This is a genomic window from Bradyrhizobium sp. URHA0013, assembly GCF_000518345.1.
Lineage (GTDB): Bacteria > Pseudomonadota > Alphaproteobacteria > Rhizobiales > Xanthobacteraceae > Bradyrhizobium.
On record NZ_JADK01000003.1, the window covers coordinates 1,137,258 to 1,161,563 of the forward strand.

22 protein-coding genes are annotated in these 24,306 nt (G+C 64.8%); 19 read left to right on the forward strand and 3 right to left on the reverse strand.

Annotated features, from left to right (window positions below; translation table 11 throughout):
- Positions 1–102: 102 nt before the first annotated feature.
- The 3 genes from N551_RS0105540 (at position 103) to N551_RS0105550 (ending at position 4,523) form a co-directional block, all read left to right on the forward strand.
- Positions 103–1,020: a pirin family protein gene (locus N551_RS0105540; RefSeq protein WP_027566110.1), complete on the forward strand. Its 918-nt coding sequence runs from the start codon at positions 103–105 to the stop codon at positions 1,018–1,020.
- A gap of 77 nt (positions 1,021–1,097) precedes the next feature.
- Positions 1,098–2,012 carry a phosphoribosylaminoimidazolesuccinocarboxamide synthase gene (locus N551_RS0105545; protein ID WP_027566111.1) on the forward strand — a complete coding sequence of 305 codons (915 nt, stop codon included), beginning with the start codon at positions 1,098–1,100 and terminating at the stop codon, positions 2,010–2,012.
- A 294-nt stretch (positions 2,013–2,306) separates the two neighbouring features.
- Complete coding sequence (locus N551_RS0105550) at positions 2,307–4,523, forward strand: SLC26A/SulP transporter family protein (protein WP_027566112.1); 2,217 nt, start codon at positions 2,307–2,309, stop codon at positions 4,521–4,523.
- 119 nt (positions 4,524–4,642) lie between these two features.
- Here the strand turns inward: N551_RS0105550 and N551_RS0105555 are convergent, their stop codons facing one another.
- Positions 4,643–6,136: an NAD-dependent succinate-semialdehyde dehydrogenase gene (locus N551_RS0105555; protein WP_027566113.1), complete on the reverse strand. Its 1,494-nt coding sequence runs from the start codon at positions 6,134–6,136 to the stop codon at positions 4,643–4,645.
- 122 nt (positions 6,137–6,258) lie between these two features.
- Entirely contained in the window at positions 6,259–6,579 is a 321-nt protein-coding gene (locus N551_RS0105560) for a hypothetical protein (protein ID WP_027566114.1), read from the reverse strand.
- 347 nt (positions 6,580–6,926) lie between these two features.
- Between N551_RS0105560 and N551_RS0105565 the strand changes: the two genes are divergently transcribed.
- Positions 6,927–8,120, forward strand: coding sequence for a serine hydrolase (locus N551_RS0105565; protein WP_027566115.1), 1,194 nt, complete (start codon positions 6,927–6,929; stop codon positions 8,118–8,120).
- Positions 8,121–8,200: 80 nt separating this feature from the next.
- The gene (locus N551_RS0105570; protein ID WP_027566116.1) at positions 8,201–9,895 is read left to right on the forward strand and encodes an AMP-binding protein; all 1,695 of its coding nucleotides are present in this window, start codon (positions 8,201–8,203) and stop codon (positions 9,893–9,895) included.
- Positions 9,896–10,044: 149 nt separating this feature from the next.
- Here N551_RS0105570 and N551_RS0105575 read toward each other — a convergent pair whose 3' ends face one another.
- Entirely contained in the window at positions 10,045–11,046 is a 1,002-nt protein-coding gene (locus N551_RS0105575; RefSeq protein WP_027566117.1) for an adenosine kinase, read from the reverse strand.
- Positions 11,047–11,171: 125 nt separating this feature from the next.
- Between N551_RS0105575 and murJ the strand changes: the two genes are divergently transcribed.
- The 14 genes from murJ to N551_RS0105645 all read left to right on the forward strand — a co-directional run bounded on the left by murJ (position 11,172) and on the right by N551_RS0105645 (position 24,284).
- On the forward strand, positions 11,172–12,722 hold the full coding sequence (gene murJ, locus N551_RS0105580; RefSeq protein WP_027566118.1) for a murein biosynthesis integral membrane protein MurJ: 1,551 nt from the start codon (positions 11,172–11,174) through the stop codon (positions 12,720–12,722).
- Positions 12,723–12,795: 73 nt separating this feature from the next.
- Entirely contained in the window at positions 12,796–13,848 is a 1,053-nt protein-coding gene (trpS, locus tag N551_RS0105585) for a tryptophan--tRNA ligase (RefSeq protein WP_027566119.1), read from the forward strand.
- A 107-nt stretch (positions 13,849–13,955) separates the two neighbouring features.
- Complete coding sequence (locus N551_RS0105590; protein ID WP_007598307.1) at positions 13,956–14,450, forward strand: universal stress protein; 495 nt, start codon at positions 13,956–13,958, stop codon at positions 14,448–14,450.
- Between the two features lie 173 nt (positions 14,451–14,623).
- Positions 14,624–15,193, forward strand: a complete 570-nt coding sequence (locus N551_RS0105595) for a NifU family protein (RefSeq protein WP_027566120.1) — start codon at positions 14,624–14,626, stop codon at positions 15,191–15,193.
- Positions 15,194–15,366: 173 nt separating this feature from the next.
- Positions 15,367–16,062 (forward strand): tRNA (adenosine(37)-N6)-threonylcarbamoyltransferase complex dimerization subunit type 1 TsaB, encoded by a 696-nt coding sequence (gene tsaB / locus N551_RS0105600; protein ID WP_027566121.1) that lies wholly within the window; start codon positions 15,367–15,369, stop codon positions 16,060–16,062.
- Positions 16,059–16,544, forward strand: coding sequence for a ribosomal protein S18-alanine N-acetyltransferase (gene rimI, locus N551_RS0105605; RefSeq protein WP_027566122.1), 486 nt, complete (start codon positions 16,059–16,061; stop codon positions 16,542–16,544). The genes tsaB and rimI overlap by 4 nt, the downstream gene beginning before the upstream one ends.
- Positions 16,545–16,582: 38 nt before the next feature.
- Positions 16,583–17,038 (forward strand): Fur family transcriptional regulator, encoded by a 456-nt coding sequence (locus N551_RS0105610; RefSeq protein WP_007598312.1) that lies wholly within the window; start codon positions 16,583–16,585, stop codon positions 17,036–17,038.
- Positions 17,038–17,718, forward strand: coding sequence for an HAD family hydrolase (locus N551_RS0105615; RefSeq protein WP_027566123.1), 681 nt, complete (start codon positions 17,038–17,040; stop codon positions 17,716–17,718). Before N551_RS0105610 ends, N551_RS0105615 begins: the two co-directional genes overlap by 1 nt.
- A 189-nt stretch (positions 17,719–17,907) precedes the next feature.
- Complete coding sequence (gene miaB / locus N551_RS0105620) at positions 17,908–19,296, forward strand: tRNA (N6-isopentenyl adenosine(37)-C2)-methylthiotransferase MiaB (protein ID WP_027566124.1); 1,389 nt, start codon at positions 17,908–17,910, stop codon at positions 19,294–19,296.
- A 4-nt stretch (positions 19,297–19,300) separates the two neighbouring features.
- Positions 19,301–20,359, forward strand: a complete 1,059-nt coding sequence (locus N551_RS0105625) for a PhoH family protein (RefSeq protein ID WP_081747794.1) — start codon at positions 19,301–19,303, stop codon at positions 20,357–20,359.
- 61 nt (positions 20,360–20,420) lie between these two features.
- Positions 20,421–20,930: an rRNA maturation RNase YbeY gene (gene ybeY / locus N551_RS0105630; protein ID WP_018455806.1), complete on the forward strand. Its 510-nt coding sequence runs from the start codon at positions 20,421–20,423 to the stop codon at positions 20,928–20,930.
- A 1-nt stretch (position 20,931) separates the two neighbouring features.
- On the forward strand, positions 20,932–22,050 hold the full coding sequence (locus N551_RS0105635) for a hemolysin family protein (RefSeq protein WP_027514682.1): 1,119 nt from the start codon (positions 20,932–20,934) through the stop codon (positions 22,048–22,050).
- Positions 22,047–23,660: an apolipoprotein N-acyltransferase gene (gene lnt / locus N551_RS0105640; protein WP_027566125.1), complete on the forward strand. Its 1,614-nt coding sequence runs from the start codon at positions 22,047–22,049 to the stop codon at positions 23,658–23,660. Before N551_RS0105635 ends, lnt begins: the two co-directional genes overlap by 4 nt.
- Before the next feature lie 210 nt (positions 23,661–23,870).
- Complete coding sequence (locus N551_RS0105645; RefSeq protein WP_007598327.1) at positions 23,871–24,284, forward strand: helix-turn-helix domain-containing protein; 414 nt, start codon at positions 23,871–23,873, stop codon at positions 24,282–24,284.
- Positions 24,285–24,306: the final 22 nt, after the last annotated feature.

Below are 24,306 nucleotides of genomic sequence, written 5' to 3' on the forward strand. Positions count from 1 at the left end.
TTTCGCGGGCGATGACGGCGGAGTATGTGGTCCAGGCTTAGCCGCGACGGCCGCACAAAATCCTGCTACGATTTAGCTCGAAGAAACCAAAAGGAGTCCACCATGAGCTGGCAACCCTCGAACGATCCCGTGCTCGGCGATCCCATGTCCTGCGATGCGCTCGATCTCGTCATCGTGCCGCGCACGCGCGATCTCGGCGACGGCTTCGCGGTACGCCGCGCGTTGCCGCACGGCAAGCGGCAGATGGTCGGACCCTTCATCTTCTTCGACCATTTCGGGCCGGTGCAATTCGTCTCAGGCAAGGGCATGGACGTGCGGCCGCACCCGCATATCGGGCTTGCTACCGTCACCTATCTGTTCGACGGCGCGATCATGCATCGCGACAGCGAGGGCAACATCCAGGAGATCCAGCCCGGCGCGATGAATTTGATGACGGCCGGCCGCGGCATCGCGCATTCCGAGCGCACGCCGGACGTACAACGCGCCTCGGGGCAGAAGATGCTGGGCCTGCAAAGCTGGATCGCGCTGCCGGCAGGATCGGAAGAAATCGCGCCTTCGTTCCAGCACTATGGCGCGGGTGACCTGCCGATGGTCGCCGAGCGCGACTTCACCGCAAAGGTGATCGCGGGCTCGGCCTTCGGCGTCACTTCCCCTGTTTCGATGGTGTCGCCCTGGTTCTACACTGAGGTCACGGCGGCCGCGGGCGCGACCGTGCCGCTCGACCCCGATCACGAGGAGCGCGCCATCTACGTGGTCGACGGCGAGGTCGAGATCGCGAACGAGCGCTACGAGGGGCCGCGGCTCCTGATCTTCCGTCCGGGCGACCGCATCACGGTGAAGGCGCTCAAAGCCACGCGGATGATGTTTCTGGGCGGCGACGCGCTGGAGGGCCCGCGCCACATCTGGTGGAATTTCGTCTCCTCCAGCAAGGAGCGGATCGAGCAGGCCAAGCAGGACTGGAAAACCGGCCGCTTCGCTGCGGTTCCGCAGGAACATGAGTTCATTCCGCTGCCGGAATAGGCTATCCCGGTTTCCGGTCGCGCGATCAGGCGCGGCCGGATGTCCTGTCGCAAGGCCTTGCTCCGAAAGTTCTGCCGATGACCACCATGCTCTCCAGCGACCTGCCGCTGCCCAAGATCGGGCGCGGCAAGGTGCGCGATATCTACGCCGTCGACGACGACCGCCTGCTGCTCGTCACCACCGACCGCATCAGCGCCTTCGACGTTGTGATGGGCGAGACCATTCCGATGAAGGGCGCGGTGCTGACGCAAATCAGCGCGTTCTGGTTCAACGAGCTTGAAGGCGTGGTGCCGCATCACATGATCAGCGCCGACACCGACGAGATCATCGCCGCCGTGCCGGCCTTGAAGCCGCATCGCGCCGAAATTCTCGGCCGCGCCATGCTCTGCCGCCGCACCACGGTGTTTCCGATCGAATGCGTCATCCGCGGCTACCTCTCGGGCTCGGCCTGGAAGGAATATGCAGCCAGCGGCACACTGGCCGGCGAGAAGCTGAAAGCAGGTCTGGTCGAGAGCGAGAAGCTGGAGCCTTCGATCTTCAGCCCCGCGACCAAGGCCGAGACCGGCCATGATGAGAACATCACCATCGCGAAGATGCGCCAGGTCGTCGGCGACGAGACGGCTTACACGCTCGAGAGCATGACGCGCGCGATCTACACGCTCGGCGAGGAGCTCGCCCGCGAGCAGGGCATCATCATCGCCGACACCAAGTTCGAATTCGGCCGCGACAAGAACGGCCGCATCATCCTGATCGACGAAGTCATGACGCCGGACTCCTCGCGTTTCTGGGCCGTCGACGCCTACAAGCCGGGCCAGCCGCAGGCGAGCTTCGACAAGCAGCCCTTGCGCGACTATCTCGACGTCGAGCGCCGCGCCGGCCGCTGGAATGGCGACGCCCCGCCGCCGCCTTTACCCGCAAGCGTGGTGGACGCGACCAGCAAGCGGTATCTGGAAGCATATCGCCGCGTGACGGGGCAGGATTTGAAGATCTAGCCCCACTCGGCACCTCTCGCTCCGTCATTGCCGGCCGGCTCGATGCCTCCCCTGCGTCGTCCTGGCGAAAGCCAGGACCCATACCGCGAGGTTTATCGCGTGCGTTCGGTGCAAATCCCGAATGCGCAAACTTCGCCAAACTGCTCCCTGGGGTAATGGGTCCTGGCTTTCGCCAGGACGACGACGAATGGCGGGCGCTTCGGTTTCTTCCATCCGGCTTGCAAGAATCCTGTTGCACTAGCCTCGCAGTCGTCTACCTCTCGGAGGGAAATATTCACGAGCGAGTGTTACGGCGTGACAGATCCAGCAATTGGCTTCACTCCGTCGGCCGGGCTCACTCCGGCCCTCAAGCGTGCGCTGACTGATATATTAGGCGGGAGCGCCGCCAGCGTCCTGACCGTCACGTTCGGACTGTCCTACTCGCTCCTGATCTTCGCGGGGCCGCTGTCGCCCTATCTGTCCTACGGCATCACGGCAACTTTCGTCAGCTCCGCGGTGCTTGCGGCCGTCGTCGGGCTCGGCAGCTCCCTGCCCTTCGCGATTGCAGCCCCTGACAGCTCGACCGCCGCGGTGACGGGTATCCTGGCAGCCTCGGTGGTCGAACGCATCGAGACGGCGCACCTGTCGGCGCCGTTGCTGTCACCAATCCTGATCACGCTCGGCCTGTCGACGATGCTGACGGGATTGGTGCTGTGTGGGCTGGGCCTGACGCGGCTTGGCCGCGCCATCCGCTACGTGCCTTATCCGGTGGTCGGCGGCTTCCTGGGCGCAACCGGACTTCTCATCGTCATGGGTGCGGTCCGGGTGATCACCGACCACCCGCTGCAACTGGCGACACTGTCGCACTTCGCCAACCGCACCATCCTGCTGGAGCTCGGTGCCGCCTGCGCGATGGCGCTGGTGCTGTATCTCACCTGGCACCGCTCGCGCAGCCCGTTCGGACTGCCGATCATCCTGGTCGGCGGCGTGCTCACCGCGCATCTGGCGTTCTGGATCACCGGCGTCTCCTCCGATGAGGCGCACACATTGGGCTGGACCTTTCAGTCCCCACCGCAAGCGGTCTTCGTGCTGCCCTGGCACACCGACGATCTCGCCCGCTATCCCTGGTTTGCCATACCGGACCTGCTCGGCAACGTCGTCGCGGTCATCTTCGTCACCGCCTCCAGCACGCTGTTCAACACCACCGGCATCGAGGTGGCCACGCATCGCGAAGCCAACCTGGAGTGTGAGCTGAACGTCACCGGCGCCGCCAATATCCTGACCGGCATGCTGGGCGGCTACCCCGGCTGCAGCTCGACCAGCCGTTCGATGCTTAATTTCTCCAGCGGCGGCCGCGGGCGCCTGTCCGGCCTCACGGCCGCAGCGCTGTCGCTGCTGGTGCTCGCCGTCGCACCCGAGCTGCTCGGCTTCATCCCCAAATTCGTGCTCGGCGGCCTGTTGCTCTATCTCGGCGCCGACCAGTTGCACAAATGGATCATCGAGTCGCGCAAGCGGCTGTCGAAGCTGGAATATCTCTCGCTGATCGCCATCATCGCGATCATCGTCGCCTGGGGTTTCGTGCCGGGCATCCTGATCGGCGTCATCATCGGCTGCACGACCTTTGCGTTCAGCGCCGCGCGGGTCGAGTCGATCAAATACAGTTTCGACGGCTCGGAGTACCGCTCCTCGCTCGATCGCTCGCGCGACGACCAGGAGGTGCTGCTGGCCCATGGCGGCAAGATCCGCGGCCTCAATCTCCAGAGCTATCTGTTCTTCGGCTCCGCCAACCGGCTCTATCAGCACGTCAAGCAGCTGCTGCAGGAACGCCCCGAATGCCGCTATCTGCTGTTCGACTTCAAGCTCGTCACTGGCGTCGATTCATCGGCCGCCTATAGCTTTGCCCAGATCAAGCGCAGCGCCGGCGAACTCGGCGTCGAGCTGATCCTGGTGCATCTGTCGGCCACGGCCGAGAAGGTGCTGCGCTCCAGCGACTTCGTCGGCGAGGGCGTCACCATCATCCCCGAGCTCGATCGCGCGCTGGAATGGTGCGAGAACGAGCTCATCTCGCAGCATCAGGAGCTGGCGCAGGAAGAAGCCAGCCTGCGCGACTGGTTCACGCGCATGCTCGGCAGCGAGGACGGCGCCGACGAGCTGATCCGCCGCTGCCAGCGCATCGAGGTCGAAGCCGGCGAGGTCATCGTGCAAGCCGGCGACCCCGCCGATTCCATGCATTTCATCCTCGACGGCCGCGTCGGCATCATGATCCCGGCCGACGACGACCGCAGCACGCGCGTGCGCAGCCTCGGCCGTTACACCACGATCGGCGAGATGGGGCTGGTATCACAGACACCGCGCAGCGCCACCATCCAGGCCGAGGTCGACAGCGTGCTCTACGTGCTGAACACGCACCAATTCGACGCCATCAAGACCGAGGATCCCGCACTCAGCCACAAGCTGCTGACCTATTTCGTGTCTGTGATGGCGGAGCGGCTGACCTTTGCGAACCGCACGATCGCGGTGTTGCGACGTTGATTGGCGCGTAGCTTCGTCATTGCGAGGAGCTATTGCGACGAAGCAATCCAGACTGTCTCGGTGGAAAGATTCTGGATTGCTTCGCTTCGCTCGCAATGACGTGGAGGAATGACGGCGACCTAAACCCCCGCCATCATCACGTATTTGATCTCGACATATTCTTCCATGCCGTGATGCGAGCCTTCGCGGCCGAGGCCGCTCTCCTTGACGCCGCCGAAGGGTGCGACTTCGGTGGTGATCAGGCCGGTGTTGACGCCGACCATGCCCGACTCCAGCGCCTCGGCGACTCGCCAGACGCGGCCGAGATCGCGGGAGTAGAAGTACGACGCCAAACCGAACGGCGAAGCGTTGCACATCGCGATGACGTCGGCTTCGTCCTTGAAGCGGATCACCGGCGCGAGCGGGCCGAAGGTTTCCTCCTGTGCCACCAGCGAGTCCGGCCTGACGTCGGAAAGCACCGTCGGCTCGAAGAACGAGCGCCCGAGCTCGCTGCGCTTGCCGCCGGTGACGACCTTGGCACCACGCTTGACGGCGTCCGCAATGTGGCGCTCGACCTTGTCGACCGCTTTCAAATTGATCAACGGGCCCTGCGTGACGCCGGTTTCCGTGCCGTCGCCGATCTTCATCGCCGCGACCTTCTTCGACAGCTTCTGCACGAACTCGTCGTAGATCTTGTCCTGGGCATAGATGCGGTTGGCGCAGACGCAGGTCTGGCCCATGTTGCGGTATTTCGAGACGATCGCGCCTTCGACCGCCGCATCGATATCGGCGTCGTCGAACACCACGAACGGCGCGTTGCCGCCGAGCTCGAGCCCGAGCCGCTTCACTCCGACGGAGGCCTGCCGGTAGAGAATCTTGCCGACCGCGGTCGAGCCGGTGAAGCCGACGAAACGCACGGCCGGATGCTCGCACAGCACCTTGCCGATCGGCGCTGCATCGCCGGTGATGATGTTGAACACGCCCTTGGGCACGCCGGCCTTCTCCGCGAGCGCGGCCAGCGCCAGCGCCGACAGCGGCGTTTCATTGGCGGGCTTCAGCACCACGGTGCACCCGGCCGCAAGCGCCGGCGAAACCTTTCGCGTGATCATCGAGTTCGGGAAATTCCACGGCGTGATTGCGCCACAGACCCCGATCGGCTGCTTGATCGCGAGCAAGCGCGCATCCGGCCGCTGCGTCGGAATCGTCTCGCCATAGACGCGGCGGGCCTCCTCGGCGAAAAATTCGACATAGGCGCCGCCGATGTCGACTTCGCCGAGGGCTTCGGCAAGCGGCTTGCCCTGCTCGGAGGTGAGGATCAGCGCGAGGTCCTCGCGGTTGGCGATGATCAGCTCGAACCATTTGCGCAAGATATTGGAGCGCTGCTTGGCGGTGTGCTTGGCCCAGCCCGGAAAGGCGCGCTCGGCGGCCTCGACCGCCCTGGTGGCGTCATCGGCCGAAAGCTGCGGAACCTTTGCGAGCTCGACGCCGGTCGCGGGATTGTTGACGGCGAAGACCGGCGAGCCGACCCAGGCGCCATCGATGTAGCAAGCCTCCTTCAGAAGCGACGGGTCCTTCAACCGGTCGCGCAGATTGGACGTGGCGTGCTGAGCACGTGCGGCGGCGGTCGGGGTCATGGCGTTGCTCCTGCGGGGCTTTTGCGGGCTGTTCCGGTTCGGCCGGAATATAGGGAGAAGCGGCGCGCAATGCACCGTCCCGCAACGCACATCTGCTGGGAGCCAGGCTCGGAGCGGCGGACTTACGCCGCGCCGCTCAGATAGGTCTCGCGCCGCCCGATCATGCGCTCGGCGGCGGCCTTGGCGTCGGCCTTCGAGGAGGTCGCGCAGGTCCGATATTCGAGATCAGGGACGTCGGACGCGTTGCGGCGGCCGAACCAGGACTTTGAACCGACCGGCAGTAGCGCCAGCGCCTGCGCCAGATTGTCGACCGCGCCAAATGAATAGAGCGCGCCGGTGCCGGCGATGCGAACCTCGTAGATGCCGGGCGAGATCGGCGCCTCAAGATTCTCGCCCCGTCCGGGACGGGGATAGCGCTTCCATTCGCTCCAGGTCGAAATCATCTGAGGTCCCCCTCGCGGCCGGTGGGCGGCCGCTAAATTTGCATCAAGTCTTAACGTTGGCCGTCGATCGGCCGAGAGCTGAACGCCGCAGCTCACAAAATGTTTCAAGTGCGTCAAAACAGTCGAAACATAGCGCCAGCAGCCATCCACGGTCACAGCTGGTTGCGGCCATCCACCGCAGATTGTGACGGGGTATTGCAGTTCAGCGCCTTGTCGTCGTGCGCGGGGAGCCGACCGTCAAGTCACGACATCGCGACCGCGGCAGGTACGCGGATGCGCTTGCCGCGCGGCGCACGCGGGAGGACAATCGATCGCTTCCAACAATAATCAAACCGGAGGAAACGCGGATGCAAGGCAAAGCTGAGATCGACCAGATTCTGCGCCAGAAGAGCGAGGCCGGGGAAATTCCCGGCGTCGTCGCCATCGCCGCCAGCGGTACCGACGTGCTGTATCAGGGCGCGTTCGGCAAACGCGACCTGTCCAAGCCGGATGCGATGACCGCCGACAGCGTGTTCTGGATCGCATCGATGACGAAGGCGGTGACATCAGCGGGCGCGATGCAGCTCGTCGAGCAGGGCAAGCTGTCGCTGGATGCACCGATCGGCGAGGTGTTGCCCGATCTCGCCAAGCCGCAGGTGCTCGAAGGCTTTGACGCCAAGGGCGAAGCCAAGCTGCGGCCGGCCAAGGGGCCGATCACGCTGCGCCAGCTCATGACCCACACGGCAGGCTTCTGCTACAACATGTGGAACGGCGATCTCGCGGTCTATCTGGACAAGAACGGCATCCCCGCCATCACCACCTGCCAGAACGCGGCATTGAAGACGCCTATCATGACCGACCCCGGCACGCGCTGGGAATACGGCACCAATATCGATTTCGTCGGCAAGGCCGTGGAAGCCGCCAGCGGCAAGCGCCTCGATGCCTATCTGCGCGACAATCTGTTCGCACCGCTTGGCATGAGCGACACCGCCTTCAAGATCACCGGCGACATGCGCAAGCGCCTGGTCGGCATGCATGCGCGCGGCGAGGACGGCAAGCTCGCCGCGATCCCGTTCGAGCTCGAGCAGGAGCCGGAATTCCACATGGGCGGCGGCGGCCTTTATTCGACCGCGGCCGACTATATCAGGTTTACCCAGATGATCCTGAACAAGGGCCGCGGCAACGGCAATCAGGTGCTGAAGGCCGAGACCATCGCGACGATGGGGCAGAATCACATCGGCGATCTCGCCATGGGCAAGATGACCACGGCGGCGCCGATGTACACCAATGACGTCGATCTCTATCCCGAGCAGGTGAAGAAGTGGGGCCTCAGCTTCATGATCAACACCGCCAAGACCGCCGAGGGGCGTAGCGCGGGCAGCCTCGCCTGGGCCGGCCTCGCCAACACCTACTACTGGATCGACCCGGCGCGCGACGTCACCGGCGTGATCCTGATGCAGCTGCTGCCGTTCGCCGACGCAAAGTGTCTCGAGGCTTTTGCCGGCTTCGAGCGCGGCGTCTATGCCGGGCTCGATGCCGGCAGCGGGCAGAAGGCGGCGTAAGGCGCCGCCTGACTCTCACGAGGCGTCACGGCCGGGCTTGTTGTCCCGGCCGTCCACGCACCTGACTGGAGGACACGATCTTGGCAGACAAGGCCGACAGTTACGTTTGCGGCATCTCCGACACGCCGCTGCTCGGCGACACCATCGGGCGCAGCCTCGATCAGGCCGCGCGGCGCTGGGGCGATCGCGAGGCGCTGGTATCGCCCAGCCACGGCGTGAGATGGACATGGAAGGAGTTTGCCGAGCGGGTCGACGCGCTCGCCGCCGGCTTTGTCGCGCTCGGCCTCGAACGCGGCGAACGGATCGGCATCTGGTCGCTGAACCGGCCGGAATGGACGCTGACCCAATTCGCCGCCGCCAAGGCCGGCCTCATCCTGGTGACGATTAATCCGGCTTACCGGCTGAGCGAACTGGAATTCGCGCTGCACAAGGTCGCATGCAGCGCCATCGTCACCGCGACGGCGTTCAAGACCAGCAACTACATGGACATGCTCAACACGCTGTTGCCCGAGCTTGCGACCGCCAAGCCCGGGCAATTGCGCGCCGCGCGGCTACCGGCCTTGCGCATCGTGATCCAGATCGGCGGCCCCGCCTGTCCGGGCACGATTCCGTTCGAGGAGGCCGCCGTCATGGGCGGACCCTTGCACCGCGAGCAGCTCGCCGCGCTCGGTGCCTCCCTGCAATTCGACGATGCCGTCAACATCCAGTTCACCAGCGGAACGACGGGATCGCCCAAGGGCGTGACGCTGACCCATCACAACATTCTCAACAACGGCTATTTCGTCGGCCGCGCCATGCGCCTCACCGAACAGGACCGCATCTGCATTCCGGTGCCGCTCTATCATTGCTTCGGGATGGTGATGGGCAACCTCGCCTCCGTCACGCTCGGCACGACGATGGTCTATCCCGGCGAGGGGTTTGATCCGCTCGCGACGCTGCGAACGATCGAGCAGGAAAAATGCACCGCGCTATACGGTGTGCCGACGATGTTCATCGCCGAACTCGACCACGGTGAATTCTCAAATTTCAATCTGAAGTCGCTGCGCACCGGCATCATGGCCGGTGCACCCTGCCCGATCGAAGTGATGAAGCGCGTCAACAGCGAGATGAACATGGGCGAGGTCACGATCGCCTATGGCATGACGGAGACGAGCCCGGTCAGCTTCCAGAGCGCCGTCGACGATCCGCTCGATCGCCGCGTCTCGACGGTCGGGCGAATCCATCCGCATGTCGAGGTCAAGGCCGTCGATCTCGACGGCAGAATCGTCAAACGCGGCGAACGGGGCGAGCTCTGCACCCGCGGCTACAGCGTGATGCTGGGCTATTGGGAGGAAACGGAGAAGACCGCCGATGTGCTCGACGCCAACGGCTGGATGCATACCGGCGACATCGCCGTCATCGACGACCAGGGTTATTGCAACATCGTCGGCCGCATCAAGGACATGGTGATCCGCGGCGGCGAGAACCTCTATCCCCGCGAGATCGAGGAATTTCTGTACCGCCATCCCAAGATCCAGGATGTGCAGATCTTTGGCGTTGCCGATACCCGCTACGGCGAGGAACTCTGCGCCTGGATCCGCGTCAGGTCCGGCGAGACGCTGACGCTGGAAGAGGTGCGCGCCTTCTGCGACGGCCAGATCGCCCACAACAAGATTCCGCGTTACGTGGAATTCGTCGACGAGTTTCCGATGACCGTGACCGGAAAGATCCAGAAATTCCTGATGCGCGACCAGGTGGAGCAACGGCTTGGGCTGAAGGCCGCGAAGACTGCGTAGGTTGCCTGTCATTCCCCGCGAAGGCGGGGCATCCAGTACGCCGCGGCTTCTCCGTAGCCCACTAACGGCTCTGGAATACTGGGTCACCCGGTCAAGCCGGGTGACGACAGCGGAGAGTGCCGCTCGTAATGACGGGGAGAGAGACCGCGTTACACGGTCAGGCCGCGCTGCCCTGCGAGTTCCTTCAGCGACACCTGCGGACGCGCGCCGATGTGCTGGATCACTTCGGCGGCTGCGAGCGCGCCGAGCTCGCCGCACTGCTTGTGGGACAGGTTGCGCGCCAGGCCATACAGGAAGCCGGCAGCGAAGAGGTCGCCGGCGCCGGTGGTGTCCACGAGTTTCGCGATCGGAGACGCCGGCGCTGCGACTGCATCAGTTGGCGTCACCACCACGCAGCCCTTTTCGCTGCGGGTCACCACGCCGAGATTGACGTCGTTGCGCAACTGCTTGAGTGCGGTGTCGAAATCGGAGGTCTGGTAGAGCGAATGCAACTCGGACTCGTTGGCGAACACGATATCGACGGTGCCGTTGCGCATCAGCCCCAGGAACTCGTCGCGATAACGATCGACGCAGAAGGAATCCGACAACGTCAGCGCCACCTTGCGCTTGGCATCATGGGCGATCTTGGCCGCCTTGACGAAGGCGTCCTTGGCGTTCTTGGGGTCCCAGAGATAGCCCTCGAGGTAGACGATGCCGGCCGCTGCGATCTCAGCCGGGTCGATGTCGGCGGGCGACAAATCCTGTGCGGCACCGAGATAGGTGTTCATGGTGCGCTCGCCGTCATCGGTCACCAGGATGTAGGAGCAGCCGGTGGCAGGGCCGTCCTTCGCTGCGGGCGTGTTGAAGGCGACGCCGGCCGCGCGGATGTCGTGGACGTAGAGCTTCCCGATCTGGTCGTCCTTGACCTTGCCGACATAGGCGGCGCGCGCCCCGAGGCTGCCGATGCCGACGATGGTGTTGGCAGCCGAACCGCCGGAAACTTCCGTCGCCGGGCCCATGTCCTTGTAGATGGCGGCGGCCCGCGCCTCGTCGATCAGGGACATGCTGCCCTTGGTCATGCCGTGCTTGCCCAGAAAGGCTTCGTCGGTCTTGACCAACACGTCGAACAGCGCGTTGCCGATGCCGAGAACGTCATATTTCACGTCAGCCATTCACCTTGATCCTGTTTGGCGGATTGCGATACCCGCGGAAATCCGCTTCCTGTCGGTCTGAAATCTGGCTCGCGGCCTATCACGACCGGCCCTTCGCGGGCAAGCAACGGTATTATGCAGTTCCGATGATCCGCTCCTTCCTGACCGTCTCGACGGGGACACTGGCTTCACGGCTGCTGGGCTTCGCACGCGATTCCCTGATCGCGGCGCTGCTCGGCACCGGCGCCGTGGCGGACGCGTTTCTGGCGGCATTTCAGCTCGTCAATGTGGTGCGGCGCCTGCTCAGCGAGGGCGCCCTGAATGCGGCGTTGATCCCGGCCTGGCTGCGCGTTCGTGACCGCGAAGGCGAGGCAGCTGCGTCGGCGTTCGCGGGACGCGTGCTGGGTACGGTCAGCGCGGGCCTGATCGCGAGCTCGATCGCGATTGCACTTCTGATGCCGCTGATCGTCATGATTATCGCGCCGGGCTTCGTCGGAAGCGCATCGCTCGATCTCGCCGTCCAGAATGCGCGGCTGATGCTGCCTTATCTCGCCTTCGCGGGACCCGTCACGGTGCTGATGGGCCTGCTCAACGCGCAGGGGCGCTTTGCACTCACCGCGTTCTCGCCGCTGCTGTTCAACATCGCCCTGATCGCCGCGATCACGGCACTCCTGCTGGGGCACGCCGATCCAACCGTCGCCGCGTGGATGCTGGCGGCCACCGTCGGCATCGCCGGCCTGTTACAGCTCCTGATGCTGCTGTCGCAGCGAAGCGCGCGTCTGGCGACACCGTTGCGCGTGAGCTTCGACAAGGACATGCGCGGCTTCTTCGCCAAGGCGATCCCGGGCATGATCGCGAGCTCCGGCCCGCAATGGCTGATGGTTGCCGGCGCGATCATCGCCTCCGCCACGCCCGCCGCGGTCTCCTGGCTCTATTTCGCCAACCGCCTGATCGAGCTGCCGCTCGGTATTGTCGGGGTCGCCATGGGCACGGTGCTGGTGCCGGAGCTGACGCGCGCGGTGAGGAGCGGTGACCGCGACGCGGTTGCCTATGCGGAATCGCGTGCGCTGGAACTCGCGACCGGGCTGGCATTGCCGGCGACGCTCGGCCTGATCGTGCTGGCCGAGCCGATCGTGCGGCTGCTGTTTGAACACGGCGCCTTTGGCGCGGAGGACAGCGCGGCCACGGCGCATGCACTGGTGTGGCTGGCGCTGGGACTGCCGGCACATGTGCTGATCAAGGCGCTGTCCCCGGCCTATTTTGCCCGCAGCGACACGATGACGCCGCTGCTGGCGACCGCGAAAGGGTTCCTGGTCGCGGTCGTACTCGCGATCCTGCTCGGTCACTTTTTCGGCGCGAGCGGGATCGCCGCCAGCATTGCCGCCGGCGCCTGGAGCAGTGCGATCTCGCTGCTCCGGAAAGGCACGCGTGAATTCGGCTTCTCGGTCGATGCCGCCGCCCGCAACCGGCTGCCGCGAATCGTGCTCGCCGCGCTCGCCATGGGCGGCCTGCTGTGGCTGACCGCGGGTCTCTTGCCTGCACAGGCCCATGGGTTCATCCGCTTCATTGCGCTGGGCTCACAGATCGCCGCCGGAATCATCGTCTATGGCTTGCTTCTGCAAATCCTCGGCGTCGCGTCCTGGCGCGAGGCCGCCGGTGCCTTGAAGCGCCCCGCCCAGCCCGATCCCGGCGCCTGAGTTTAGCGAAATTCCCTTGACGGGGCAGCGCCGCTGTTGGAAACGACGCCCCGTATCTTGCAGGGAAGCTGCCATGGCATTCGTTGAACGGGTTTTTTCGGGCGTCCAGCCGACGGGCAATCTGCACCTCGGCAATTATCTCGGCGCGATCGTCAACTTCGTGAAGATGCAGGAAACCCACAACTGCATCTATTGCGTCGTCGACATGCACGCGATCACGCAGAGCGTGGACGTCTGGGGTGGACCGGTCGAGCTCGCGCGCAACACCCGCGAGGTCACCGCGGCGTTCATCGCCAGCGGCATCGATCCGAGCAAGCACATCGTGTTCAACCAGAGCCAGGTCTCGGGCCACGCCGAGCTCGCCTGGATCTTCAACTGCGTCGCGCGCATGGGCTGGCTTGGTCGCATGACCCAGTTCAAGGAGAAAGCCGGCAAGGACCGCGAGAACGCGTCCGTCGGTCTGTTCGACTATCCCGTGCTGATGGCGGCCGACATTCTGCTCTACCGCGCCACCCACGTGCCGGTCGGCGAGGACCAGAAGCAGCATCTCGAGCTGTCGCGCGACATTGCGCAGAAGTTCAACAATGACTTCGCTGACTCGATCCGCAGCCAGGGCGCCAATGACGGCCTGTTCTTCCCGCTGCCGGAACCCTTGATCACGGGCCCGGCGACGCGCGTCATGAGCTTGCGCGACGGCACCAAGAAGATGTCGAAGTCGGACGCCTCGGATAATTCGCGCATCAATCTGACCGACGACGCCGACACCATCGCGCAGAAGGTGCGCAAGGCCAAGACCGACCCGGAGCCGCTGCCGACCGAAGAGAAGGGTCTGGAAGCGCGCCCCGAGGCCGACAATCTCGTCGGCATCTTCGCCGCGCTCTCCGGCCGCTCCAAGGCTGACGTGCTCAGGGATTTCGGCGGCGGCCAGTTCTCCAGCTTCAAGAACGCGCTGGTGGATTTGTGTGTCACCAAACTCGCGCCGATCGCCGGCGAGATGAAGCGCCTCGTCGCCGACCCCGGCCATATCGACGCGATCCTGAACGACGGCGCCGACCGCGCGCGTGCGATCGCCGACGAGACCATGAAGCTCTCGAAGGACATCGTCGGCTTCATTCGCCGGCGCTGAGGCGCGTTCGCGAAACCGCGGCCGACGTCACGGCGCCGGCTGCTTCTGCTCTCCCCAAGCACGACGGAGTGTGGCAGCATGTCAGCCGTGCACATTCCGGGACATGCATGACCAGCAAGCGACTTTGCTTCGAGCCGGGTCACAAGCCCAAATGCCTCGTCATCGTCGACGACACCGCCGAATGGGATCGCGCGGTCTATTACGCCAGCCGCTGGGCGATCCGGGCCGGCGGCGGCGTGGTGATGCTCCGCATCATCGAGCCTGAGCAGCAGAGCCAGGAATGGCTTGGAGTTGCGGACATCATGCGCGCCGAGGCGCAGGAGGCGGCAGAAGCCGCGCTCGACCGTGCCGCCGGCCGCGCCAACGGCATCGCCGCGATCACGCCGGAACGGGTGATCCGCGAAGGCGCCGCAATGGAACAGCTGCTGGCGGTGATCGACGAGGACCCCGACATCGCCATGCTGGTGCTCGCCGCGAATCCCGGCGCGGAAGGCCCGGGGCCATTGGTCTCGCTGCTCGCGCACGCGCTGGGCACGTTCCCGGTGCCGGTGACGGTCATTTCCGGCGCGCTGAGCGACCAGAGCGTGGATTCGCTGTCCTAGACGGCTGCTCTTTCGCCTCGCCTCGTTGGCCGGGAGAGGGATAAGCGGGCGCCCTAACCCGCTGATTTAACAGGTGAACGGCGAACTTACCTCTTGACCGTGCGTTCGCCGTCGCCATCTGCTAGTGGATAGAGCACGCGCCGGCCTTGAACCGGCGACGTCTGGAGAAAACCATGTTCATTCAAACCGAAGCCACCCCCAATCCCGCCACGCTGAAGTTCATTCCCGGCCGCGCCGTGGTCGACGGCGGTCCGATGGAATTTGCGAGCCGCGAATCGGCCGCACGCTCGCCGCTTGCCGAAAAGCTGTTCAAGGTCCCCGGCGTCACCGGCGTGTTCTACGGATCGGACTTCATCACCGTGACCAAGGCGGACGGTGAATGGCAGCAGCTCAAGCCCGCGATCCTCGGCGCCATCATGGAGCACTACATGTCCGGCGCGCCGCTGCTCGCCGACGGTGCCGCCGCGAGCGATTCCGATCTCGACGACGAGGACGAATTCTTCGACGAGGCCGATGCCGAGACGGTCGACATGATCAAGGATCTGATCGAGACCCGCGTGCGGCCCGCGGTCGCCAATGACGGCGGCGACATCACTTTCCGCGGCTTCAAGGATGGTATCGTCTATCTCAACATGAAGGGCTCCTGCGCCGGCTGCCCGTCGTCGACCGCGACGCTCCAGCACGGCATCCAGAACCTGCTCAAGCACTTCGTCCCCGACGTGGTCGAAGTCCGGCCGATGTAAGCGAGCTGCCTTAGGGCGGCCAAAAGCGAGCGTGCCCACCATGTCCGACGAGGTCTGACCGGGCACGCGGTATTCACGTTGTTGTAGCGCAAAGGCGTGGATGGCCGGGACAAGCCCGGCCATGATGGCAAGAACATTGGGCATCATGCGATTGCCAATGCTATGATCGCCTTATGCTGATCCTTGCCATCGATACCGCGCTGGAAGCGTGCGCGGTTACCGTTCTCGACACCGATTCCGGCCAGCTCCTCGCACAGGAGCAGCTTCTGATGAAGCGCGGCCACGCCGAAGCGCTGATGCCGATGATCGCGCGCGTGATGCACTCAGCCAATCTCGCCTTCACCGCGCTCGACCGCATCGCGGTCACCATGGGCCCCGGAAGTTTCACCGGCCTGCGTGTCGGCATTTCGGCGGCTCGCGGCCTTGCGCTTGCTGCGAAGCGGCCCGCCGTCGGCCTGACCACCTTGTCGGCCTATGCCGCCGCCGTCGTCGGCCAAAGCGGAGCGGCGCCGGTGATCTCGGCGATCGACGCGCGGCATGATCACGTCTACTTCCAGATCGTGGCTGGTGACGGCAGCCAGCTGGTACGGCCAGCCGTCGCTCCCATCGACGAAGCGATCGCGGCGTCGCAATTCGGCGCGCCGCATCTGGTCGGCAATGCCGCGAAGATCCTCGCCGAGCGCTGGCCGAAAGATGTGCCGCAGCCGGTCGCGGTCGACGCGCAGCCCGCGCCCGACATCGGCTGGGTCGCATGGCTTGGCGCCGCGGCCGATCCCGCGACAAATCCGGCGCGGCCGTTCTACCTGCGAGCGCCCGACGCAAAGCCGTCCACACAACTGCCGCTTGCAGCACAAGCCGCAAGCTCATGATGAGATGGTTCTCGGAATGGTGGCGCGGCGATACGGCCGTCGTCGAGCCGGCTGTCGCGCGCGACGTCGCACGGCTCGCGCAACTCCACGGCGCCTCGTTCGCGCGCGGTTGGGGCGAAGGCGAGTTCGAGAGCATGCTCAGCGAGCGCAACACGCTGGTGCATCGGTTGCGCCTCGGCCGCAACACCGTGGGCTTCGCGGTGTCGCGGATCGGCGCGGACGAAGCGGAGATCCTCTCGATCGCGGTCGACCAGGCCCATCGCGGACGCGGCCTCTCTCGCACGTTGCTGATGACCCATCTCGGCCACCTGGCAGGCCGCGGCGTGCGCACAATATTTCTCGAAGTCGAGGAAAATAACCAGCCGGCGCGGCGGCTCTACGACCGAACCGGATTCATGGTGGTCGGACGCCGCGAACGCTACTATAAGCAGCCGAACGGGGAACAATTGAACGCACTTCTGATGCGACGTGACTTGTCGTAACATTGATGGCAGAAAGCGCCCCGTCAGGCGGACATCACATGACTGGTCTTAAACCTTCCCCCGCTTCCAAGGCATCCGGCATCGAGGCGCGCTGTGCCGCCACCGGCATGCGCATGACCGAGCAGCGCCGTGTCATCGCCCGCGTGCTCGCGGAGGCGGTCGATCATCCCGATGTCGAGGAACTGTATCGCCGTTGCGTCGCCGTCGACGACAAGATCTCGATCTCGACCGTGTATCGCACCGTCAAACTGTTCGAGGATGCGGGCATCATCGAGCGCCATGACTTCCGCGAAGGCCGCGCGCGCTACGAGCAGATGCGCGACAGCCATCACGACCACCTCATCAACCTGCGCGACGGCAAGGTGATAGAGTTCACCTCCGAGGAGATCGAGAAGCTCCAGGCGGAGATCGCCCGCAAGCTCGGTTACAAGCTGGTCGATCATCGGCTCGAACTCTATTGCGTCCCGCTCGACGACGACAAACCCACAAGTTAGTGGCCATCGATCTCGTCATCTTCGATTGCGACGGCGTGCTCGTGGACAGCGAGGTGATCTCCTGTCGCGCGCATGCGGATGTGCTGTCGAGGCACGGCTATCCGATCACATCGGAGCAGGTGCTGGTCCGCTTTCTCGGCGTATCCGAGAAAGACGCACGGCGAATGGTCGAACAGGAGATCGGCCGCAATCTTCCCGATGATCTCGAAAGCCAAGTGAATGCGGCGACGCTGCAATTCTATGCCAGCGATTTGCAGCCGATCACCCATGTGGCCGCAGCGATTGGCGCAATCGATTTGCCCAAATGCGTTGCGTCGAGCGGCACGCCGGAGAAGATCCACCACGGCCTGACCTGCGCCGGTCTCTACGATCTGCTCGCTCCGAACATCTTTTCGGCGAGCCAGGTCGCGCGCGGCAAGCCCGCGCCCGATCTCTTTCTTTTCGCCGCCGCGCAGATGAAGGTCGTGCCGGAGCGGTGCCTCGTGATCGAGGACAGCGTCCCCGGGGTGACTGGCGCGCATGCCGCCGGGATGACCGTGCTGGGCTTTCACGGTGGCAGCCATTGCCCACCAGGCCACGCGGAAAGACTACGGGCCGCCGGGGCCGGATTGACGTTCGACGATATGCGGCAATTGCCGGAGCTGGTCCGGCGGGTCGCGGCGAACACTGTGGCGGGCTGAATCCCTCCTCTCGGCGTCATTCCGGGGCGATGCGCCAGGATCGACCCGGAATCTCGTGCCAAACCTCTGGATTCCGGGTTCGCGACTACGTCGCGCCCCGGAATGACGACCGAAAGACCCCCAATCGCTGGATTTCCGCGGCCCCAGCCTATATCTGAGGGCGGTCCTCCCACCTCAATTCCGGGTTCCATGACGCCGCCGCGCAAGCTGCACATCAAATCATATGGCTGCCAGATGAACGTCTACGATGCCCAGCGCATGGTGGACACGCTGGCCCCGGAAGGATTCGTGGAGACGGCCAGCGCTGATGACGCCGATCTCGTCATCCTCAACACCTGTCATATCCGCGAGAAGGCCTCAGAAAAGGTCTATTCGGAGCTCGGCCGCCTGCGCGTCGCCAAGGACGCCGCCGCGCGCGATGGGCGCACCATGCAGATCGCGGTCGCGGGCTGCGTGGCACAGGCCGAGGGCGAGGAGATCGTGCGCCGTGCACCCGCGGTCGATGTCGTCGTCGGTCCGCAGAGCTATCATCATTTGCCGCAGCTGTTGAAGCGCGCCGGCAATGAGGGCCGCGCCATCGAGACCGAATTCCCGGCTCAAGACAAGTTCGGCTTCCTCGCCCCGCCCAAGCCCGGCGCGATCCGCGCCCGCGGCATTTCCGCTTTTGTCACGGTGCAGGAAGGCTGCGACAAGTTCTGCACCTTCTGCGTCGTGCCTTACACGCGTGGCTCGGAAGTCTCGCGGCCGGTGACAAAGATCGTCGACGACGTGAAGCGGCTCACCGAGAACGGCGTGCGCGAGCTCACGCTGATAGGACAGAATGTCAACGCCTATCACGGCGAGGGACCGGACGGAAAAAGCTGGCCGCTCGGCAGGCTGCTGGAGCACCTCGCGGCGCTCCCGGGCGTCGCGCGGCTGCGTTATTCGACCAGCCATCCGCGCGATGTCGATGACAGCTTGATTGCAGCCCATCGCGATCTCGGCGCGCTGATGCCCTTCGTGCACCTGCCGGTGCAGTCGGGCTCGGACCGGATTCTGGCCGCCATGAACCGGAAACATACCGCCGATGATTATCGGCGTGTCGTCGACCGTTTCCGGTCCGCACGCCAAGACATTGCTTTTTCATCAGATTTTATCGTCGGCTTCCCGGGCGAGAGCGAGCAAGATTTTCTCGCCACCCTCGCGCTCGTCACGCAAATCGGCTACGCTGCGGCATATTCGTTCAAATACTCCGCCCGGCCGGGAACGCCGGCCGCGGACATGCAGGAGACGGTGTCCCCTTCCGAGATGGACCAGCGATTGGAGCGGCTCCAGGAACTGATCGACAGCCAGCAATCGGCCTTCAACAAGGCTGCGATTGGCTCAACGGTCGATGTGCTGTTCGAGCGTCCGGCCCGCAAGGACGGCCAGATCGTCGGCCGCACCGCATTCCTCCAGCCCGCGCATGTGATGGCCTCGCCCGACATCATCGGACAAATCCTGCCGGTCCGGATCGACAGCCTTGAACGCTACAGCTTCCTCGGTGAGCTCGCCATGGCGCACGAGCCCGCTTTATCACCCATCGCCACTGGAGCCTGAACCCTTGCCCAAAAGCGCATCGGATTCGTCTTCTTCCATCGCTCCCAGCCGCAAATTTGACCGCGACATGCAGGTTCCGCCCGAGACCCAGGTCGTCATCGATTTCGACGACAACCGCGCCGCGTCCGCGCTAGTTGGCCCTTATGGCCAGCATCTGGCACAGATCGAACGGCGGCTCGGCGTCGTCGTCGATTCCAAGGGCAACCACATCACCATCGGCGGCTCGCGCGACGGCTGCGATGCCGCGCGCCGGGTGCTGGAGACGCTCTACGCCCAGGCCGTGAAGGGACAGGATCTCGACCAGGGCGAGGTCGAGGGCGCGATCCGTGCCGTGATCGCGCAGGGCTCGCTGTTCGAGTTCGACGCCAAGTCGGCCAAATCCACCTTCGACAGCATCAATCTGCGCAAGCGCCCGGTGCGTGCGCGCACGGCGGCGCAGGATTCCTACATCCGCGCGCTGAAGCGCCACGAGTTGGTGTTCGGCATCGGCCCCGCCGGCACCGGCAAGACCTGGCTCGCGGTCGCGCATGCCGCGCAGCTGTTCGAGCGCAAGGAAGTCGACAAGATCATCCTGTCGCGCCCGGCGGTGGAAGCCGGCGAGCGGCTCGGCTTTTTGCCCGGCGATCTCCGCGAGAAGGTCGATCCTTATCTTCGCCCGATCTACGACGCGCTCTATGACCTGATGGACGCGCGCATTGTCGAGCGCGCGCTGCAGACCGGCGAGATCGAGATCGCGCCACTCGCCTTCATGCGCGGTCGCACGCTCACCAACGCGGCCATCATCCTGGACGAGGCGCAGAACACCACGTCGATGCAGATGAAGATGTTTTTGACCCGCCTTGGCGAAAACAGCCGCATGATCGTCACCGGCGATCCCTCGCAGATCGACTTGCCGAACGGCCAGACCTCGGGCCTCGCCGAGGCGACGCGCCTGCTGAGCGGCGTCGAAGGCATTGCGCAAGTTCATTTCAAGGCCGAAGACGTGATCCGCCACGAGCTCGTGGCGCGGATCGTCTCCGCCTACGAAGGGTCGCCGCAGCGGCCGGCCGCCGGTAAATCCTGACGAGGCAGCAACCGGACCATATGGGCGCGGACACGGCGCCCCTTCGTTCGGAACAAGGACAATGTCACACCCCAACCTTCCCATCACCGAGGTCCTCGTCGTCGCCGATTGCTGGCAGCGGGAGCCCGAATCCGAAGCCGTGATCCAGCGCGCCGTGGCGGCCGCCGCCGAGAATGTCGACGAAGACGTTGCGGAGGCGGAAGTGGCGGTAATGCTGACCGATGATGCCGGCATCCGCACGCTGAACAGCAACTGGCGCGGCATCGACAAGCCGACCAACGTGCTGTCGTTTCCCGCGCTGCAGCCGGAAGGCGACTGGAAGCCAGGCGATGCGCCGCGCATGCTGGGCGACATTGCGATCGCCTACGAGACCATGCGGCGTGAGGCGGACGAGGAACAAAAACCGTTCGATCATCATTTGAGCCATCTCGCCGTGCACGGTTTCCTGCATCTGGTCGGCTACGACCACGAAAACGAAGACGACGCCGAGGAAATGGAAGCGCTCGAACGAGAGATCCTGGCTCATCTCGGCATTCCCGACCCCTATGCCGACCGCCCAGGGACGCATTGAGATGCCGGATTCCGACCCGATTCAGGACAATCCGCGCAACACGGCCAATTTACCGGTCGTGGTGACCTCAGGCGAGGTGATGCGCCCGACCGCCGATGGCTGGCTGCTGCGCGCCATCCGGACGTTGTTCGGCTGGAAGGCGGGTTCGGTGCGCGACGACCTCCAGGTCGTGCTCGACGCCACGACTCCCGACGACACCGGCTTCTCGACGGTCGAGCGCACCATGCTGCGCAACATCCTCGGCCTGCACGAGCGTCGCATCGCCGACGTCATGGTGCATCGCGCCGACATCGTCGCGGTGAAGCGCGACATCCCGCTCGGCGAGTTGATGGACCGTTTCGAGAGCGCCGGCCATTCGCGCCTTGTGGTCTACAACGAGACGCTCGACGATCCCGTCGGCATCGTCCATATCCGCGATCTGCTCGCCTTCATGACCGCGCGTGCGCGCGTGTCGGGGGTCACGAAAACCAAGCGCAAGAAACCGCTGCCGGCCGGGCTCGATCTGCGTACGGTCGATCTCGCGCTGCCGCTCGAAGAAGCGCGCATCATCCGCAAGCTGCTCTACGTGCCGCCGTCGATGCGGGCGATCGACCTGCTCGCGCAGATGCAGGCCACTCGCATCCATCTGGCGCTGGTGGTCGACGAATATGGCGGCAGCGACGGGCTGGTCTCGCTCGAGGACATCGTCGAGCAGATCGTCGGCGAGATCGACGACGAGCATGACAGCGACGAGCCGCCCTCGATCGTGCGGCTGCCCGACAACGCCTTCATCGCGGACGCCCGCGCCAGCCTCGACGACGTCCGCACCGTGATCGGCGAGGACTTCGTCACCGGGGAGGCCGGCGAGGAAGTGGAGACGCTGGGCGGCTACCTCGTCAGCTTCGTCGGGCGCCTGCCGGTGCGCGGCGAGGTGATCTCGGGCCCCGGCCATTACGAGATCGAGGTGCTCGATGCCGATCCACGCCGGGTCAAGCGGCTGCGGATCTCGACACGGAAGGAGCGTCCCGCGCCGCGCACCCAGCGCGAGAGCCGGCGCCGCGAGGCTGCGCCGGATGGCAGCCAGCCGACGGCCAGCGACACGCCCACCCCGCCGCCAAGCGACGGGACTGGTCCGCAGTGAGCCCTTTCCAGCGATTTCGCCAGATCGCGCTTGCCATCATCCTGACCTGGGGATGGAAGCGCGCGCTCGTCGCGATGGCTGCCGGTGCGCTCTCGGTGCTGGCGCTGGCGCCGTTCAACGCCTTCCCGGTGCTGTTCATCACTTTCCCGGTGCTGGTCTGGCTGATCGACGGCGCCGGCGCCGGACGATATCGCGGCGTCCCCGCCGCGGCGCTGACCGGTTACTGGTTTGGCCTCGGCTATTTCGTGCCCGGCCTCTACTGGATCGGCTACGCCTTCTTCGTCGATGCCGATGTGTTCGCCTGGCTGACGCCGTTCGCCGTGCTGGGCCTGCCGGCCTATCTGTCCATCTTCACGGCAATGGGCTTTGCGCTCGCCCGCCTGCTCTGGACCAAGAACGCCACGCGCGTGCTTGCGCTCGCGGCAAGTCTCACCATCACCGAATGGCTGCGCGGCCATGCGCTGACCGGCTTCCCCTGGAACGCGTTCGGCTATGCGTTGTCCGAGCCGCTGCCGCTGGCACAAACGGCGTCGCTGATCGGCCTGTGGGGCATGACGTTCCTGACGGTTGCGATCTTCGCGAGCCCCGCGGCGCTGATCGACCGCACGCCCGATCGCCGCCTGGCGTGGCGCGCACCGGCCGCAGCCCTGGCGCTCCTGCTGGTCATGGGTATCTTCGGCGCGATCCGCCTGTCGCTCCATCCGACCACGATGGTCGCCGGCACCAAATTGCGCCTGATGCAGCCGAATCTCCAGCAGGACGCGAAATTCAACTACGCCGCCAAGGCGGAGGTGATGAAGAAATATCTGGCCTTGTCGGACCGCGCCTCCGGACCGCAATCGACCGGCGTGCGCGATGCCACCATCCTGATCTGGCCGGAATCCGCCTTTCCGTTCTTCCTGACGCGCGAAGCCGATGCGATGGCGCTAATCGCGGAGCTTCTGCCCAAGGGCACGGTGCTGATCACGGGCTCGGTCCGCGCGCCCGACCTGCCGCGGGGCACGCCGATCACCCGCGCCTATAATTCGATCTACGTGATCGACCACGACGGCGGCGTGCTCTCTGTGTACGACAAGCTGCATTTGGTGCCGTTCGGCGAATTTCTTCCCTACCAGGGCCTGATGGAGAAGCTCGGTTTCGAGCAACTCACGCGTGTGCGCGGCGGCTTCATTCCCGGCACCGTGCGGCATGCGCTGGCGGTCCCCGGCGCGCCCTCCGCGCTGCCGCTGATCTGCTACGAGGCAATCTTTCCCGGCGAGGTGGCTGGACGCAATGAACGTCCAGGCTGGATCGTGAATCTCACCAATGACGGCTGGTTCGGAATCTCGACCGGCCCCTACCAACACCTCGAACAGGCGCGAATGCGCGCGATCGAGCTCGGATTGCCGCTGGTTCGCTCCGCCAATACCGGCGTTTCCGCAGTGATCGATCCGGTGGGACGCATCGTCGCCAGCCTCGGTCTCGGGATCGAAGGCATTTTGGATGCAAATCTGCCCGCCGCGATCCCGCCGACCATCTATGCGCGCGTGGGCGATGTACCCGCGGCCATGCTTGTCGCGCTCGCCGTGTTTTGGGCGGTCCGCCGACGTGTTGCCAAACGGCATCCCTGATCACGCAGCCGCGGCCGATAACTTTTGACAACCGTAGTCCCACGGTTGACAGACTGCACGCGGCCTCCTCATTCTGCACCGGCTGCAAAAGACAGTGGGCATTGCTAAATTTCTCCGCAATGTTTTCCAATAACAGGGTCTGATTTTGACGTTGCTTACACCTGAGGCATTCCTGATTGCGCCGAAGGTGATGTTTGGAGGGCTGAGGAAATGTCGAAAGCGCCCAACCCTGTTGACAAATATGTCGGCAGTCGCGTGCGGATGCGCCGCATCATGTTGGGCATGAGCCAGGAAAAGCTCGGTGAAGCTTTGGGCCTGACCTTCCAACAAGTTCAGAAATACGAGAAGGGCACAAATCGGGTCGGCGCGAGCCGCATCCAGCAAATTGCCGAAATTCTCCAGGTGCCTGTGTCGTTCCTGTTCGAGGGCGGTCCGAGCGGCGTGGCGGGGCCGGACGGCTTCGCAGAAGGCGCATCGCCGTCTTACGTCTCGGATTTCCTCGCGACTTCCGAAGGACTCGCCTTGACCAAGGCGTTCACCCGAATCACCGATTCGAAGATGCGCCGCTCGATCGTCGATCTCGTCGAGCAGATCGCGGCCCGCGAAGGCCCCGACAAGCGCTGACGCGCCATCTCAATCCGATTTG